Annotated in this window: 12 protein-coding genes; 6 read left to right on the top strand and 6 right to left on the bottom strand. The window is 46.4% G+C overall.

Annotation, left to right across the window (positions count from 1 at the left end; translation table 11 throughout):
- Nucleotides 1-3: 3 nt before the first annotated feature.
- Nucleotides 4-780, bottom strand: coding sequence for a tRNA uridine 5-oxyacetic acid(34) methyltransferase CmoM (cmoM, locus tag JK154_RS05565; RefSeq protein WP_211991520.1), 777 nt, complete (start codon nucleotides 778-780; stop codon nucleotides 4-6).
- A gap of 134 nt (nucleotides 781-914) precedes the next feature.
- On the opposite strand from cmoM, the gene elyC reads away from it, so the two are divergent.
- The 3 genes from elyC to iolG all read left to right on the top strand — a co-directional run bounded on the left by elyC (nucleotide 915) and on the right by iolG (nucleotide 3,947).
- Nucleotides 915-1,691 carry an envelope biogenesis factor ElyC gene (gene elyC / locus JK154_RS05560; RefSeq protein WP_211991519.1) on the top strand — a complete coding sequence of 259 codons (777 nt, stop codon included), beginning with the start codon at nucleotides 915-917 and terminating at the stop codon, nucleotides 1,689-1,691.
- A 156-nt stretch (nucleotides 1,692-1,847) separates the two neighbouring features.
- On the top strand, nucleotides 1,848-2,684 hold the full coding sequence (locus JK154_RS05555) for a MurR/RpiR family transcriptional regulator (protein WP_211991518.1): 837 nt from the start codon (nucleotides 1,848-1,850) through the stop codon (nucleotides 2,682-2,684).
- Nucleotides 2,685-2,954: 270 nt separating this feature from the next.
- The gene (gene iolG, locus JK154_RS05550; RefSeq protein ID WP_211991517.1) at nucleotides 2,955-3,947 is read left to right on the top strand and encodes an inositol 2-dehydrogenase; all 993 of its coding nucleotides are present in this window, start codon (nucleotides 2,955-2,957) and stop codon (nucleotides 3,945-3,947) included.
- 56 nt (nucleotides 3,948-4,003) lie between these two features.
- Here iolG and JK154_RS05545 read toward each other — a convergent pair whose 3' ends face one another.
- From JK154_RS05545 to JK154_RS05525, 5 genes are all read right to left on the bottom strand, one after another.
- Complete coding sequence (locus JK154_RS05545; RefSeq protein ID WP_211991516.1) at nucleotides 4,004-4,798, bottom strand: TIM barrel protein; 795 nt, start codon at nucleotides 4,796-4,798, stop codon at nucleotides 4,004-4,006.
- A 54-nt stretch (nucleotides 4,799-4,852) separates the two neighbouring features.
- The gene (iolE, locus tag JK154_RS05540; RefSeq protein WP_211991515.1) at nucleotides 4,853-5,749 is read right to left on the bottom strand and encodes a myo-inosose-2 dehydratase; all 897 of its coding nucleotides are present in this window, start codon (nucleotides 5,747-5,749) and stop codon (nucleotides 4,853-4,855) included.
- A 10-nt stretch (nucleotides 5,750-5,759) separates the two neighbouring features.
- Complete coding sequence (locus JK154_RS05535) at nucleotides 5,760-6,248, bottom strand: heme-degrading domain-containing protein (RefSeq protein ID WP_211991514.1); 489 nt, start codon at nucleotides 6,246-6,248, stop codon at nucleotides 5,760-5,762.
- Nucleotides 6,249-6,668: 420 nt separating this feature from the next.
- Entirely contained in the window at nucleotides 6,669-7,490 is an 822-nt protein-coding gene (gene iolB, locus JK154_RS05530) for a 5-deoxy-glucuronate isomerase (protein ID WP_211991513.1), read from the bottom strand.
- An 18-nt stretch (nucleotides 7,491-7,508) separates the two neighbouring features.
- On the bottom strand, nucleotides 7,509-9,014 hold the full coding sequence (locus tag JK154_RS05525) for a CoA-acylating methylmalonate-semialdehyde dehydrogenase (RefSeq protein ID WP_211991512.1): 1,506 nt from the start codon (nucleotides 9,012-9,014) through the stop codon (nucleotides 7,509-7,511).
- A 425-nt stretch (nucleotides 9,015-9,439) separates the two neighbouring features.
- Between JK154_RS05525 and JK154_RS05520 the strand changes: the two genes are divergently transcribed.
- The 3 genes from JK154_RS05520 to JK154_RS05510 all read left to right on the top strand — a co-directional run bounded on the left by JK154_RS05520 (nucleotide 9,440) and on the right by JK154_RS05510 (nucleotide 13,021).
- Nucleotides 9,440-10,873: a sugar porter family MFS transporter gene (locus JK154_RS05520; protein WP_211991511.1), complete on the top strand. Its 1,434-nt coding sequence runs from the start codon at nucleotides 9,440-9,442 to the stop codon at nucleotides 10,871-10,873.
- A gap of 53 nt (nucleotides 10,874-10,926) precedes the next feature.
- Entirely contained in the window at nucleotides 10,927-11,883 is a 957-nt protein-coding gene (locus JK154_RS05515) for an aldo/keto reductase (RefSeq protein WP_211991510.1), read from the top strand.
- 127 nt (nucleotides 11,884-12,010) lie between these two features.
- Nucleotides 12,011-13,021: an oxidoreductase gene (locus tag JK154_RS05510; RefSeq protein WP_211991509.1), complete on the top strand. Its 1,011-nt coding sequence runs from the start codon at nucleotides 12,011-12,013 to the stop codon at nucleotides 13,019-13,021.
- The last annotated feature ends 16 nt before the right edge of the window (nucleotides 13,022-13,037 follow it).

The following is a 13,037-nucleotide window of genomic DNA, read 5'->3' as shown; positions in this document are numbered from 1 at the left end:
AATTTATCCTTGGCTCTGCGGCTTAACCGCGGTGACATGAATATAACGGCCAAGGCTAATATAAGGCTCTTGCCGGCAATAACGCGTCTCAAGCGTTAGCAAATCGTCAAATTTTTCTTTTTGATGGTGTTTATTACGCAAGTAATCATGAAACACCCGTACTCCGGTTTTACCGGTGATCTCCCAGCCAATTTGCTCCAGCCAGTGATAAACCTGTTCTGGCTGCAGCGGATTGTTGGGTGAAAGCGTGCGCTTTTTCTTCTTTGGCATTCCCTGCTCAACATATTCAAGATTGCCAACCACCATATTATGCATCAACAGGCCATTGGCATTGTAAAACATTAGCGATAAGGTACCGCCAGGACGCAGACAGTGCCAGAGTGACTCCAGCACTCCGCGCGGGTCAGCGACCCATTCCAGTACCGCGTGGAATAATAGCAGATCTACCGGATGCGCCAAATGCTGAACCATTTCCTGGGCAGGGGCATGAATAAAGTGCATCTTGTCACTCAGTCCTTGTTCTGCGGCCAGGGCTTTTGCCCGATTTAACATCTCGCCAGAGAGATCACATAACGTCACCTGATGACCACGCTCGGCAAAGCGAAGTGCCGTTTGACCTTCTCCGCCCCCCGCATCCAGTACGCGCAAACAGGCTGGCTGACTGGCAAGATACAAATCTAAATCCTGCCAAAGGATAGCCTGTCGTAACTGGCCTTTTGTCGTGCCATAGATGTTGCGCGAAAATTTTTCGGCGATATCGTCAAAATTACGATCGGCCATTCAATGAAACTCCGTGGCGAAAAGAGGCGTCAGACAAAACACTTATTTTGGCACAGCCCGGCAGATAATGAACCCATTTGGTGTAATATCGCCAGCGATTACCTGTCACATGGTTAAAAAAGGAGCCAGAGTTCATGTTTTTTACACTCAAGAAAGTCGTTGGTGGCCTACTGTTACCCCTCCCTCTTCTGTTATTACTGATGGGGCTCGCTATCACACTACTCTGGTTCACTCGCTGGCAGAAAACAGCTAAAAGCCTGTTGACGGCAAGCTGGCTGATATTATTACTTTTAAGCCTGCAGCCAGTGGCAGATGGTTTGCTAAAACCCATAGAAGAAACCTATCCAACCCGGCAGCAAAATGACGGGGTTGATTATATAGTGGTGCTGGGTGGGGGGTATACCTGGAACCCGGAATGGGCACCAAGTTCAAATCTGTTCGCCAATAATTTACCTCGTGTGACGGAAGCCGTCCGGCTCTGGCAAACTCGCCCTACGGCAAAACTCGTCTTCACCGGAGCTGCAGCCATAGGAAACCCTGTCACCACGGCAGATGCGGGTGCCAGGGTAGCAGAAAGTCTGGGGGTTCCTAAAGACAATATTATTACTCTGGACAAGGCCCGGGATACAGAAGATGAAGCCAAGGCTGTTGCTGAATTGATCGGGAAACAGCCTTTTATTCTGTTAACCTCTGCCTCACACTTGCCGCGCGCCATGGTCTTTTTCAATCGAGCAGGTATGCACCCACTCCCTGCCCCGGCGAATCAGCTCGCGATTGATTCACCGCTGAATCCATGGGAAAAGGCATTTCCGTCGCCGACTTGGTTAATGCACAGCGACCGGGCTGTTTATGAAACATTGGGTAGCCTGTGGCAAAAAGTGAATACGCCAAAAGAGACCACGAAGAACTAGCCCATAGCCATCCTGGACGGGTGGTGAGCATGCCACCCCCCAGCAATTCACCAGTAATATATTGGAAATTAGATCCCCATCATACCAGGATAATGGAATTTTTTTTTTATTTTGATAATCTAAAGCGAGATAAATTTCAATCATCAGGATTTCTTTATGGCTTCACATCCCACTCAATTATCTATTCTGCAAGACGAAATTCGTAAACGTTATGATGAACTGAGTAAACGTCTGAAGCAGGTTGCCAGATACATTCTGGATAATAGCAACAGCATTGCTTTTGACACCGTGGCTTCCATTGCCGAACGGGCAGATGTCCCCCCTTCTACTCTTATTCGTTTTGCCAGCGCTTTTGGTTTCAGTGGGTTTAATGAAATGAAACAAATCTTCCGCCAGCATTTGATGGAAGAAACCGTAAGCTACACCGAACGAGCCAGGTTATTTCGCCAGAACGCAAATAGTGATCCCACGGCTGCGCCTGAAAAGCCCCAGGAAGTACTGAACATGTTTACGATGGTTAACGTCCAGGCACTTCAACAACTTCCAGGACTGGTAAAACCTGAACAGCTTGATGAAGCTATTCGCTTACTGGCCAATGCCGAGAATATTTACGTCATTGGTTTGCGCCGCTCTTTTAGTGTTGCCAGCTATCTTACCTATGCTCTGCGCCACCTTGAACGCCGCGCATTCCTGATTGATGGATTGGGGGGAATGTTTTCAGAACAACTCAGTATGGTGAGTCCCAAGGATGTGGTGATTGCTATCAGTTATTCGCCTTATGCATCGGAAGCCGTTGAGCTGGTGGAGCTTGGAGCCAGGAAAGGAGCCAAACAAATCGCTATTACCGATAGTCAGGTCAGCCCGCTGTCTGCATTCAGTGATGTCTGTTTTGTGATGCATGAAGCTCAGATTGATGGTTTTCGATCTCAGGTTGTCTCCATGTGCCTCGTGCAGGCTTTGGCGGTTTCCCTGGCGCTGAATAACGCTAAATAATATCGGCACAGCCCCTCTTCATCAGTACCTGTTTCTATTTGCCGGGAACCACCGCGCCCACATCCCTCTCCCTGGAAATTTGCCAACGCAATGACCAGGGCGTCCCCGGTAAACCGGCCATGTCAGGGTGCACGCGCATCTGCCTTTTTCCTTCTTTGTATTCCACGCCTGAACGCGAGATAAAACGCCGAAAAAAGATTTGTATTTTTCGTTTTTAATGTATATTGAAATTAATATTCCATTTATTAAATATCCTTACCAGGAGTCTGTATGTTAAATATCGCTTTACTCGGCGCAGGACGAATCGGACAGATCCATGCTGCAAATATTGCTGCTCATCCGGGCTCACACCTGTATGCCGTTGTTGACCCGTGGAATAATGCAGTACAGGCGTTAGCAACGCAGTACGATGCGCAAGTGATGACCTTAGAGCACGTACTTAATGATCCCAATATCGATGCGGTAGTCATCGCCTCTGCAACGGATCAACATGCTGATCAGATAGAGCTCGCTGCCCGTCATGGTAAAGCCATTTTTTGTGAAAAACCGATACATCTCAATCTGAAACGTGTGGCGGCTTGCCTGGAAACTGTCGAAGCACACAAAACACCACTTTTTATCGCCTTTAACCGCCGTTTTGACCCGGATTTTCACCAGCTAAAAGCACAGTATCAGGCAGGCCAGATCGGCAAAGCTGAGTCGCTGCTCATCGTTTCCCGGGATCCAGCCGCCCCGCCTGCCGATTACATCAAGGTTTCAGGTGGGCTTTTTCGCGATATGACGATCCATGACTTCGATATGGTCAGATTTATTATGGATGAAGAGCCAAACTCTGTGTATGCCTATGCCAGTAACATTGTTGATCCCGCTATCGGTCGCGCTGGGGATGTGGATACAGCGACCATAGTATTGGGCTTTACGTCCGGGACACAGGCCACCATCATTAATAGCCGACGCTCAGGCTACGGCTATGATCAACGTATTGAACTTCATGGTGAGAAAGGGTTACTGAGAACGAATAACGTGCTGCAAAACCGCGTGGTTTGTTTAACAAAACCTGGAACCATTCAGGCAAACCCACAAGACTTTTTCCTGGAACGTTATGCTGATTCTTACAAAGCAGAGTGGCATCATTTTGTCACTGCACTGCAACAAAATACGCCATTAAATTGTACAGGTATCGATGGTTTACGGGCACTCTGGATTGCGGATAAAGCGTATGAGTCACTGGCAACGGGTTGTGCTGTCTCATTAGTCATGTAGTTGTCTTGGGTTGTTCGCTGTCAGTAGTCATCTTTACTGACAGCGATACTGAATGATTACAATGAGAAAGCCTGTCTGAAACGTGACATTGCTTCTTCAGAATCACCAGAGGCCCAGGCTTCCATTCCTACAACACCACGGTATCCCGTCGCTTGCAGGGCTCGGGCAACCGCAGGGTAGAAAATTTCCCCCGTGCCAGGTTCCTTACGTCCAGGAACATCAGCAACCTGAATTTCACCGATCCACGGTGCGGCCCGCTGTACCAGTTCGATCAGATTTCCCTCACCTATTTGGGCATGGTACAGATCAAGGTTCATCTTTAACCAAGGACTATTCACTGCCGCAACCAGAGTGAGGGTGTCCTCAGCCCGGGCAAAAGGACACCCGGGATGATCAACGGCGGTGTTCAAATTCTCTAATACAAATATCTGCTGGTGCTTTTCACCTAACTCGGCAATACGGCACAAGGTTTGATACGCTTTGATCCACATTGCCCCCGTCACGTTTTCAACAGGTGCCACAGGAATCCCCCCTTCCCCCAATCCCGTACCATGAAGGTTAAGGCTAGGGCAACGCAGTTTCTTCGCGACAGGAATACTTTGCTCGGCTGTAGATAACAGACGTTCAATCTGTGGATCATCAAGTAAATTGCCTTCAATATACCCAGTCATGGACGTAAATGTTGCCCCTGTGGCAACCAGGCTATCAATATCTTTTTGTGTCCAGTCCCAGATTTCAACGGCAAAACCTGCTGCATGAATACGTTCTACTCGCTCAATAAAAGGTAATTCCTGGAAAACCATTTCAGCACAAATAGCCAGCTGGAAGGGAGAGACTTGTCGTTCAGACATAATAATTCCTTTACATTTTTACGTGATAAAATCACAGTGATGCGAGGTTCTGGCTTATATTCCCGCGGTTTCGCGTAAATATTTCCTGGCTTTCAGTGCATACTCCAAAGGATTCGCTTTTGCCGGATCTTGTTCGGCTTCGACCACCATCCAGCCTTGGTATGCCATCTTATCGAGGTAATCGAAGATCGGTTTAAACTCGATAACACCGTCACCCGGCACGGTGAACATTCCCCTTCTTACACCATCAAGAAACGAGAGTTTCTCTGTATCCACACAGGCTAATACTGTGTCACGGCAATCTTTGAGGTGAACGTGAAAGATTCGGGGCAGGTACTTTTCCAAAATAGCCAGAATGGCCGCCTGATTGCGTTCTGAGCAATAAATATGGCCGGTATCAAATAGCAGACCGACTTCCGGGTGAACAGACTCCATGAAACGATCTATCTCCGATGGCGTCTGAATTGCCGTTCCCATATGGTGATGCAGGCAAACTCGCATGCCTTTTTTACCGGCGCGTTCGGCGAGTAAGTTATACCCTTCAACGGTTCGCTGCCATTGAGTATCGTTGAAGTGCACTTTGTCCGTAGAAATGGGGTTTGGCAGGCCTTGAATGCTACCGCTTTGCTCAGAACAGCCAATAACTTTCGCCCCCATCTCATGAAGAAAATCGAGTGCAATATCAAATTCCTGCAGAGTCTTTTCTTTCTGTCCATCAGCAAAGTAGGTGCTGAACCAGGCATTACAAATCTGCAGTCCACGCATTGCCAGTGCGGGTTTTAACCGGGCAGGATCACGTGGATACTGGCTACCCACCTCACTACCCTGAAACCCTGCTAATGCCATTTCACTAATACACTGCTGGAAAGTATTCTCTTTGCCAAGCTCAGGCATGTCGTCATTTGTCCAGCCAATAGGGGCGATAGCCAGTTTTACTTTGTCTGCATTCATGAGAGATTCCTTAAGGAGCAAGATGAGTATCAAGAGTGGACGTCAGGCTCTCGCGAATAGCCCAAAGGGCAAGCGCATGATCATCCGCCGACGGTAAACCACTGACAGTCACGGCACCAATCAGCGCGCCTCCGGTCAGGAAAAGAGGAAAACTCCCCCCATGGTCACAGTATTCTGGCTGTTCAATCCATGGCATTTTATCCATGCGTAAGCCTTCAGCTTCGTATTTAAACCCCATATACAGGGAAGAATGGGCCATGCGCAGGACTGTATTACGTTTACGCTTCATCCAGGCAAGATTATCGGGGGCGGAGTCTGGTAGTGCGGCAAAAAATACCGGCTGACCGAAAGCGTAAACTTCTACCGCGACGGGGAGCTGCTGCGAAACAGCACGCTGATACAAGGTTTGCCCGATTTGTAATGCTCTGGCAAAAGAAAAATGGGTAAAGTGGCTCTCTGCTTCTTGTTGTAGTAAGAGATCCAGCGAAGGTAGGGTCATATGTCATCTCCAATGTGTTTATCGTGATATGACAAAATTATCATTTAAAAAAAATTTTTCAATTGCATTTAAATTGAAATTTAATAACCAATCTCTTTATATCTATATGTTTAATATGAAAATTATATCGAAATGAATTGCATCTTTTCTTTTTACATCGCGGATTTGTGAGTCCTGTCACTTAAAATAACCGTGGATAATCGTTGTTAATTCCATTTATTTCGTTCACTTCACATCAGTGAAATTTTCTTTATTACTGATAAAAAAAAGTGATATTTTCATTTCATTTAAAGGGCAAAAAAAATTTTTCTTCGCCGCCAGAAGCTGTAGCCAACAGAATGAATCAATTAAAATAAGTTAAAAAAAAAGCAGCCCGAGGGCTGCTAACGATACGAAAAAATTAACTGCGTAGTAGACAGCTTATTCCTGTTGGCGAGGGTATTGATCGCTATTAATCCATGCGTGATCTTTCTCCCAGGTGAACAGCCACTTTCGCTCAGGACCCGCCATAACATTTAAATAGTAATTATCATAACCGGCAATGGTGGCAACAGGGTGATAGCCCCGCGGAACTTTAACCACATTCCTGTCATACACCGCCATACATTCATCCAGGCTCCTGTCATCGGTATAAACACGCTGGAGCGCAAATCCCTGAGGAGGATCGAAACGATGGTAGTATGTCTCCTCCAGATAAGTTTCCACGCCTTTCACTGGTGTGTCGTGTTTATGACTTGGGTAAGAGCTGGTGCTACCTTCAGCGGTATAAACTTCCACAACTAACAAACTGTCAGCGGGCTGATCATCGGGTAAAATATTATGAACTAATCGCTGATTACGCCCCTTTCCTCGAAACTCTATCCCAACATCTGATGGCGAAATAACCCTGACAGGCAACGAACCAAAACCTGGTGCACTACAAACAGCAAGCTCAAGTGCACTTTCAGCTATCACCTCTGCTGAGGTGTGATGAGGTAAGTAAACAGACCAAGGGGCTATACGCTCAAATGGGCTCATTCGCTGACCAAGGTGTTCAAAATTCTCATCCGGGGTTTTAACATTTGCCAGTCCAGAAACCAGTACCAGGCAACGTTCTTTGCCGTCAGATGGAAGAGAGATACGTTCTCCCTTCTCCAGTCGATAGACATCAAATCCTACATATTCCCATTGCGCATTTTCCGCAGTGATATGCTGGATCTTTCCATGACCAAGTTTCGCAGGACGACTGAGTAAATTAGTCATAACATCTCTCCTGTCAAGTTAACCCAGGGTTGGCATACTGAATTCTGAAACGGTTTGCTGCCCTGCTGGCCAGCGCGTGGTGACAGTTTTCATGCGAGTATAGAAACGAACACCATCCGGACCATGAACATTAAGTGCACCAAAGATAGAGCGTTTCCAGCCGCCAAATGAGTGGAATGCTACAGGTACGGGCACCGGGATATTGACGCCTACCATGCCAGCTTCCACACGCTGAACAAATTCTCGCGCATAATGTCCATTGGTGGTGAAAATAGCACTCCCGTTACCAAATTCATGCCCATTGACCGTTGCCAGAGCGCTTTCAAAATCAGTCGATCTCACAATGCCTAATACCGGGCCGAAAATTTCTTCACGGTAAATAACCATGTCAGTCGTGACATGATCAAACAATGTGCCTCCCACATAGAATCCTTCAGGATGCCCGGCGACTGAATAGTTCCGACCATCAATCAGTAAAGTGGCCCCCTCTTCTTCACCACGATCTATGTAGCCACATACTTTTTGTTGATGTGCCCGGGAAATAACCGGTCCCATTTCATTCTCTTCTTTGCCTTTAACAGACCCTGGACCAATACGTAATGCTTTAACGAGTGGTGTCAGTCTGGCAATCAGTTTATCCGCTGTATCATCACCCACAGCAACAACGATAGGCAATGCCATGCAACGCTCACCGGCGGAACCATAAGCGCCCCCCATGATTGCATTAACCGTAGCATCCAGATCCGCATCAGGCATAACAATGGCATGGTTCTTTGCCGCGCCAAAAGCCTGCACACGTTTACCATGAGCGCTTGCGGTCGCATAAATATGTTCTGCGACAGCCGAAGACCCGACAAAACTGACTGCCTGAATACGCGGGTCCGTTGTCAGCAAACTTGCAGCCTCATTTCCGCAATGAACAACATTGAACACACCGTCTGGCAAACCAGCCTCTTTGAGTAATTCAGCCAGGCGCAGCGCGGCAGAAGGCACCGGAGCTGGCGGTTTTAAAACAAAAGTATTCCCGCAAGCTAAAGCAACAGGGAACATCCACATAGGAACCATTGCCGGAAAATTAAACGGTGTAATACCGGCGACCACCCCTAACGGTTGCATTACAGAGAAGCAGTCAACCCCTGTTCCTACATTAGCGGAATATTCTCCTTTAATAAGGTGCGGGATTCCACAAGCAAACTCCACCACTTCCAGCCCACGTGTCAGTTCGCCCTGGGCATCGGAAAAAACTTTACCGTGCTCACTCACAATCAGTTCTGCCAGCTCATCCCGGTGCTTTTCAAGCAATGCTTTAAAAGCAAACAAAATTCTGGAACGACGAAGTGGCGGGGTTTGAGACCAGGCTGGAAATGCAGAGTGTGCGGCCGCGATGGCCTGCAGCATCTCTTCCTGAGTACTCTGTGTTACCTGACGGATGACATGTCCGGTCGCCGGGTTTGTAACAGGTAAGGTGTTTTTGCTGCTGCTATAGCAGCGTTGACCGTTGATAAAATTTGCAACAATTTCCATTTTCCCAACCTTAGCATAAACGTATTCGCCTGGCGGTATGCCTCTGACGTCTGATTAGTTCCGATGACTGAATCCTACTCTTTTTGAACTAAACATTTCAAATAATATTTATTGGAAATATTCTTTTTGTGACGAAAGGCATGAAAATTGAGTCTGAACACGTCCTCTCATTTATCAATCATTACCATCATCAAAATACAAATCATTGTTTTAAAACACATTAAATGAACTAAGAATTAAATCAATGAAAATGAAATGGGGAAACAGAAAACGGAATATTCATTTTTTATGATCACCATTGCATTTTTAAAAAACAAATATGGTATAAAAAATTCATTACGAATATTTTTGAATAAATTGATTTGTTCGGAGCAACCCGCTCTGACGTAATGCTTAACTACACTGTGTAAACAGAGGGAAAAATCATGTCTTATGAACAAAAGTTTAATGCGTGGTATGTCTACATGCTTTGTTGTTCGGCTGCACTGGGCGGTATTATGTTTGGGTATTCAACAGGCGTCATTGCTGGAGCAGTAGGCTCCATACAAAGTGCCTTTGGTCTCACCCCCTCTGAAGTGGGCTGGGCAGCCTCCAGTATCATTGTTGGGGCAGTTATTGGGGCTTTAACAGCGGGGGCAATTGGCGATAAGCTGGGGCGTAAACGTGCGTTACTGGTATCAGCCATTATTTTCATTGTCACCTCATGGCTTTCAGCAACCACGCCTTCCTTTACCGTGTTTAACCTGGCTCGTATTGCTTGTGGTTTTGCTGTGGGCCTGGCGGGTACCGTTGCCCCTATGTATATGTCAGAGATCTCACCGGCTAAAATTCGCGGTAAAGCATCTGGCATTTATAATCTTTCCACGGTAACCGGGCAGTTGATTGTTTTTATCGTTAACTTCTTCGTTGCTAAGGGGATGACCGAAGCATGGATGAATGATGAGGGCTGGCGAATGATGATCGGCCTGCAAATCGTTCCATCCATTATTATGCTGCTCTTGACGTTATTCCTGCCAGAGTCACCCTACTGGTGTATTAAAAACCAGCGCTCTACAGATGCCGTTAAAGTCCTAAAACGTATTTATCCGGAATTCAACGAAGCGGAAGCAAGTATCCTGTTTAACCGTCCAGTTCCCAGGACTGATGAAAGCAGTGCGCTTAAATCATCCCCGGTAAAATCTTCCCCTGTCATGAAATACATTCTCGTGGTCGGCATATTGATAGCAGTGTTGCAGCAATTCACTGGTATTAACGTCATGAACTACTATGCGCCACTGGTTTTACAGAACGAATCAACAACGCAAGATACTATTCTATTCCAGACCATCTTTATTGCTCTGTTTAATGGTATTGGCGGTTTGATAGGTATGAATCTCTTTGACCGTTATGGTCGCCTGCCGGTCATGAAGATAGGCACCATAGGTTCCATTCTTGGTTTACTGATTGCGTCATGGGGCATGTATACCCATGATTCCGGATATATCACTATCTTTGGCATACTCTTTTTCATGCTGCTCTTCGCTATGGGATGGGGCGCTGGTGCCTGGGTCCTGATTTCTGAAATATTCCCAGAGAAGATCCGCGGTATAGGTATGAGCCTGGCAGTCAGCCTTATGTGGGTTGCCAACTTCCTTATTACCTTATTATTTCCTATCGTCAATGATAACACCTGGCTACAGGCAAACTTTAACGGTGCGTTTTCAATGTGGATCTTTGTTGTCTTCAACATAATTTGCTACATATTCTTATCAAAATATGTACCTGAAACGAAAGGGGTCGCCTTGGCTGATATTGAACGAGTTGCTGCTGAAAAAATGCATAAAAAAAGTGGTGATCTCGTAAATTACGCTGAAAAATAACAGTTATGGCACCTGCCGGAGATATTGCTTCATCAACAAATAAAGAGGTTATTATGTTATTACGTCGTTTAGGACAAACAGGGCTATCTATCCCTCCTTTAGTATTTGGCGGTAATATTTTCGGCTGGACAGTCGATGAACAACAGAGCAGGAATTTATTAGATGCCCTGCTTGAAAGAGGCTTCAATACGATTGATACCGCTGATGTCTACTCATCCTGGGTTGATGGCAATATTGGTGGGGAGTCTGAAACCATCCTGGGGCGCTGGTTTGCGGCACATCCAGGGATTCGCGATAAAGTCGTGTTGTTTACTAAAGTCGGTTCTGACATGGGTAGCCCTGAGAAAAAGGGGCTATCTGAACGCTGGATTATTAAAGCAGTAGAAGATTCCTTACGTCGGTTACAAACCGATTATATTGATCTCTACTTCTCACACTGGCCAGATGACACAGTCCCTTATGAAGAGACCCTGGGTGCTTATCAGAAGCTACTGTCTGCCGGGAAGATTCGCGCCATCGGTGCCTCTAATCTGAATGAAACTCAGCTAGCTCAATCCCTGGAAAGCGCGAAGGCTGCCAATCTACCCCACTATCAGGTTCTACAGCCCGAATATAATTTGTACGATCGCCAGGGTTTTCCCGCCCCGCTACGCGAGCTATGTTTGCAACAAGATATTGGTGTTGTGACCTATTTTAGCCTGGCATCAGGGTTCTTGAGTGGAAAATACCGTAGCGAAAATGATTTATCGAAAAGTGCTCGTGGTGCAGGTTTGAAGCATTATTTAACCCCCAGAGGACAAAAAATTCTCACCGCACTGGATAGCGTCGCCGCAGCACACCAGGCACAACCCGCTGAAATTGCGCTGGCATGGCTTCAATGCCAGCCTGATGTCACCGCGCCCATTGCCAGCGGAACCACATTGCAGCATATCGAAAGCTTCGTGCGCGCCAGTGCACTCACTCTCAGTGCCGATGATCTCACCATGTTAAACACAGCAAGTCAGCCCTAATTCATAACCTTTATGATTCCATCCACCCGTTCTGGTGGATGGAATAATCCCTGACATACCGTCCCTCTGTTTACAGGGCTGGGGGACATTTACGTCAAAAATACCCATTGATATTTTGGAGATAATCATGACCCAGAAAATAGTAAATGTAGGTTTAATTGGCTTTGGTTTTTCCGGTAAATATATTCACTCGCAGCTGATCATGGCCAATAACACGCTAAATTTAAAAGTGGTTTGTGATCAACAAGCATCCGTTGAAGGGGATCATCCGTTCATACTGACCCGCGATCCTGACGCGATTTTTAACGACCCAGAGATTGAACTGGTTGTCATTTCGACCCCCAATCTTACCCACTTCCCCTTAGCTCAAGCTGCATTGCTGGCAAATAAGCATGTTGTTGTGGATAAACCTTTCACGGTCACCCTTCATGAAGCAGAAACCTTAGCCGCCCTCGCCCGACAACAGGGTAAAATTATTTGCGCTTTTCAGAACCGTCGTTGGGATAGTGATTTTCTCACTGTCCGTAAATTACTGGAAGAAAAGACTCTGGGCCAAGTCACCTATTTTGAGTCTAATTATACGTTTTATCAGCCCACTGTTCGTGATGGCTGGAGAGAGAAAAATCAAGCAGGTGCTGGTGTCTGGTTCGATTTAGGTGCCCATTTGATTGATCAGATGCTGCAACTCTTTGGCGAACCACAAAAAGGCTGCGTCAATTTTGCAATGCAGCGCGAAAATGCACACAGCCCGGATTTCTTTCATGCCATCTTTATCTACCCGACTCTCCGTGTAGTACTACAAGGAAATTTACTTAGCGCAGCTTCCCCTGCCCGTTTCCATATTAATGGCACAACAGGAAGCTTTGTAAAATATGGGCAAGATCCCCAAGAGGATGCATTAATTGCTCACCAGGACCCTAATGGTGAAAACTGGGGTAAAGATAACAATGAAGGAATTATTACATCCGTCAGTAACGATCAACCAGAAATGCACGCTTACCCTAGTGAGCGGGGTAACTATCCTGAGTTTTATCGTCAGCTTGCCAATGCCATACGTGGCCAAGGTGAAGCCCCAGTGAAAATTGCAGAAGTACTCAGTAGCATGCGTATTATCGAGCAGACACCTCGCCTGGACTAATATTTTTCCTTCAATG

The organism is Citrobacter sp. JGM124 (genome assembly GCF_018257795.1).
Lineage (GTDB): Bacteria > Pseudomonadota > Gammaproteobacteria > Enterobacterales > Enterobacteriaceae > JGM124.
Note: the sequence above shows the minus strand (reverse complement) of the source record. Positions and strands in the feature narration are given on the sequence as shown.

Excerpts from the sequence above, each read along its gene's own strand:
- iolB (WP_211991513.1), bottom strand. The coding sequence starts at position 7,490 with ATGACTAATTTACTCAGTCGTCCTGCGAAACTTGGTCATGGAAAGATC.
- JK154_RS05555 (WP_211991518.1), top strand. The coding sequence starts at position 1,848 with ATGGCTTCACATCCCACTCAATTATCTATTCTGCAAGACGAAATTCGT.
- iolE (WP_211991515.1), bottom strand. The coding sequence starts at position 5,749 with ATGAATGCAGACAAAGTAAAACTGGCTATCGCCCCTATTGGCTGGACA.
- JK154_RS05525 (WP_211991512.1), bottom strand. The coding sequence starts at position 9,014 with ATGGAAATTGTTGCAAATTTTATCAACGGTCAACGCTGCTATAGCAGC.
- JK154_RS05535 (WP_211991514.1), bottom strand. The coding sequence starts at position 6,248 with ATGACCCTACCTTCGCTGGATCTCTTACTACAACAAGAAGCAGAGAGC.
- JK154_RS05545 (WP_211991516.1), bottom strand. The coding sequence starts at position 4,798 with ATGTCTGAACGACAAGTCTCTCCCTTCCAGCTGGCTATTTGTGCTGAA.
- iolG (WP_211991517.1), top strand. The coding sequence starts at position 2,955 with ATGTTAAATATCGCTTTACTCGGCGCAGGACGAATCGGACAGATCCAT.
- JK154_RS05510 (WP_211991509.1), top strand. The coding sequence starts at position 12,011 with ATGACCCAGAAAATAGTAAATGTAGGTTTAATTGGCTTTGGTTTTTCC.
- JK154_RS05520 (WP_211991511.1), top strand. The coding sequence starts at position 9,440 with ATGTCTTATGAACAAAAGTTTAATGCGTGGTATGTCTACATGCTTTGT.
- JK154_RS05515 (WP_211991510.1), top strand. The coding sequence starts at position 10,927 with ATGTTATTACGTCGTTTAGGACAAACAGGGCTATCTATCCCTCCTTTA.
- elyC (WP_211991519.1), top strand. The coding sequence starts at position 915 with ATGTTTTTTACACTCAAGAAAGTCGTTGGTGGCCTACTGTTACCCCTC.
- cmoM (WP_211991520.1), bottom strand. The coding sequence starts at position 780 with ATGGCCGATCGTAATTTTGACGATATCGCCGAAAAATTTTCGCGCAAC.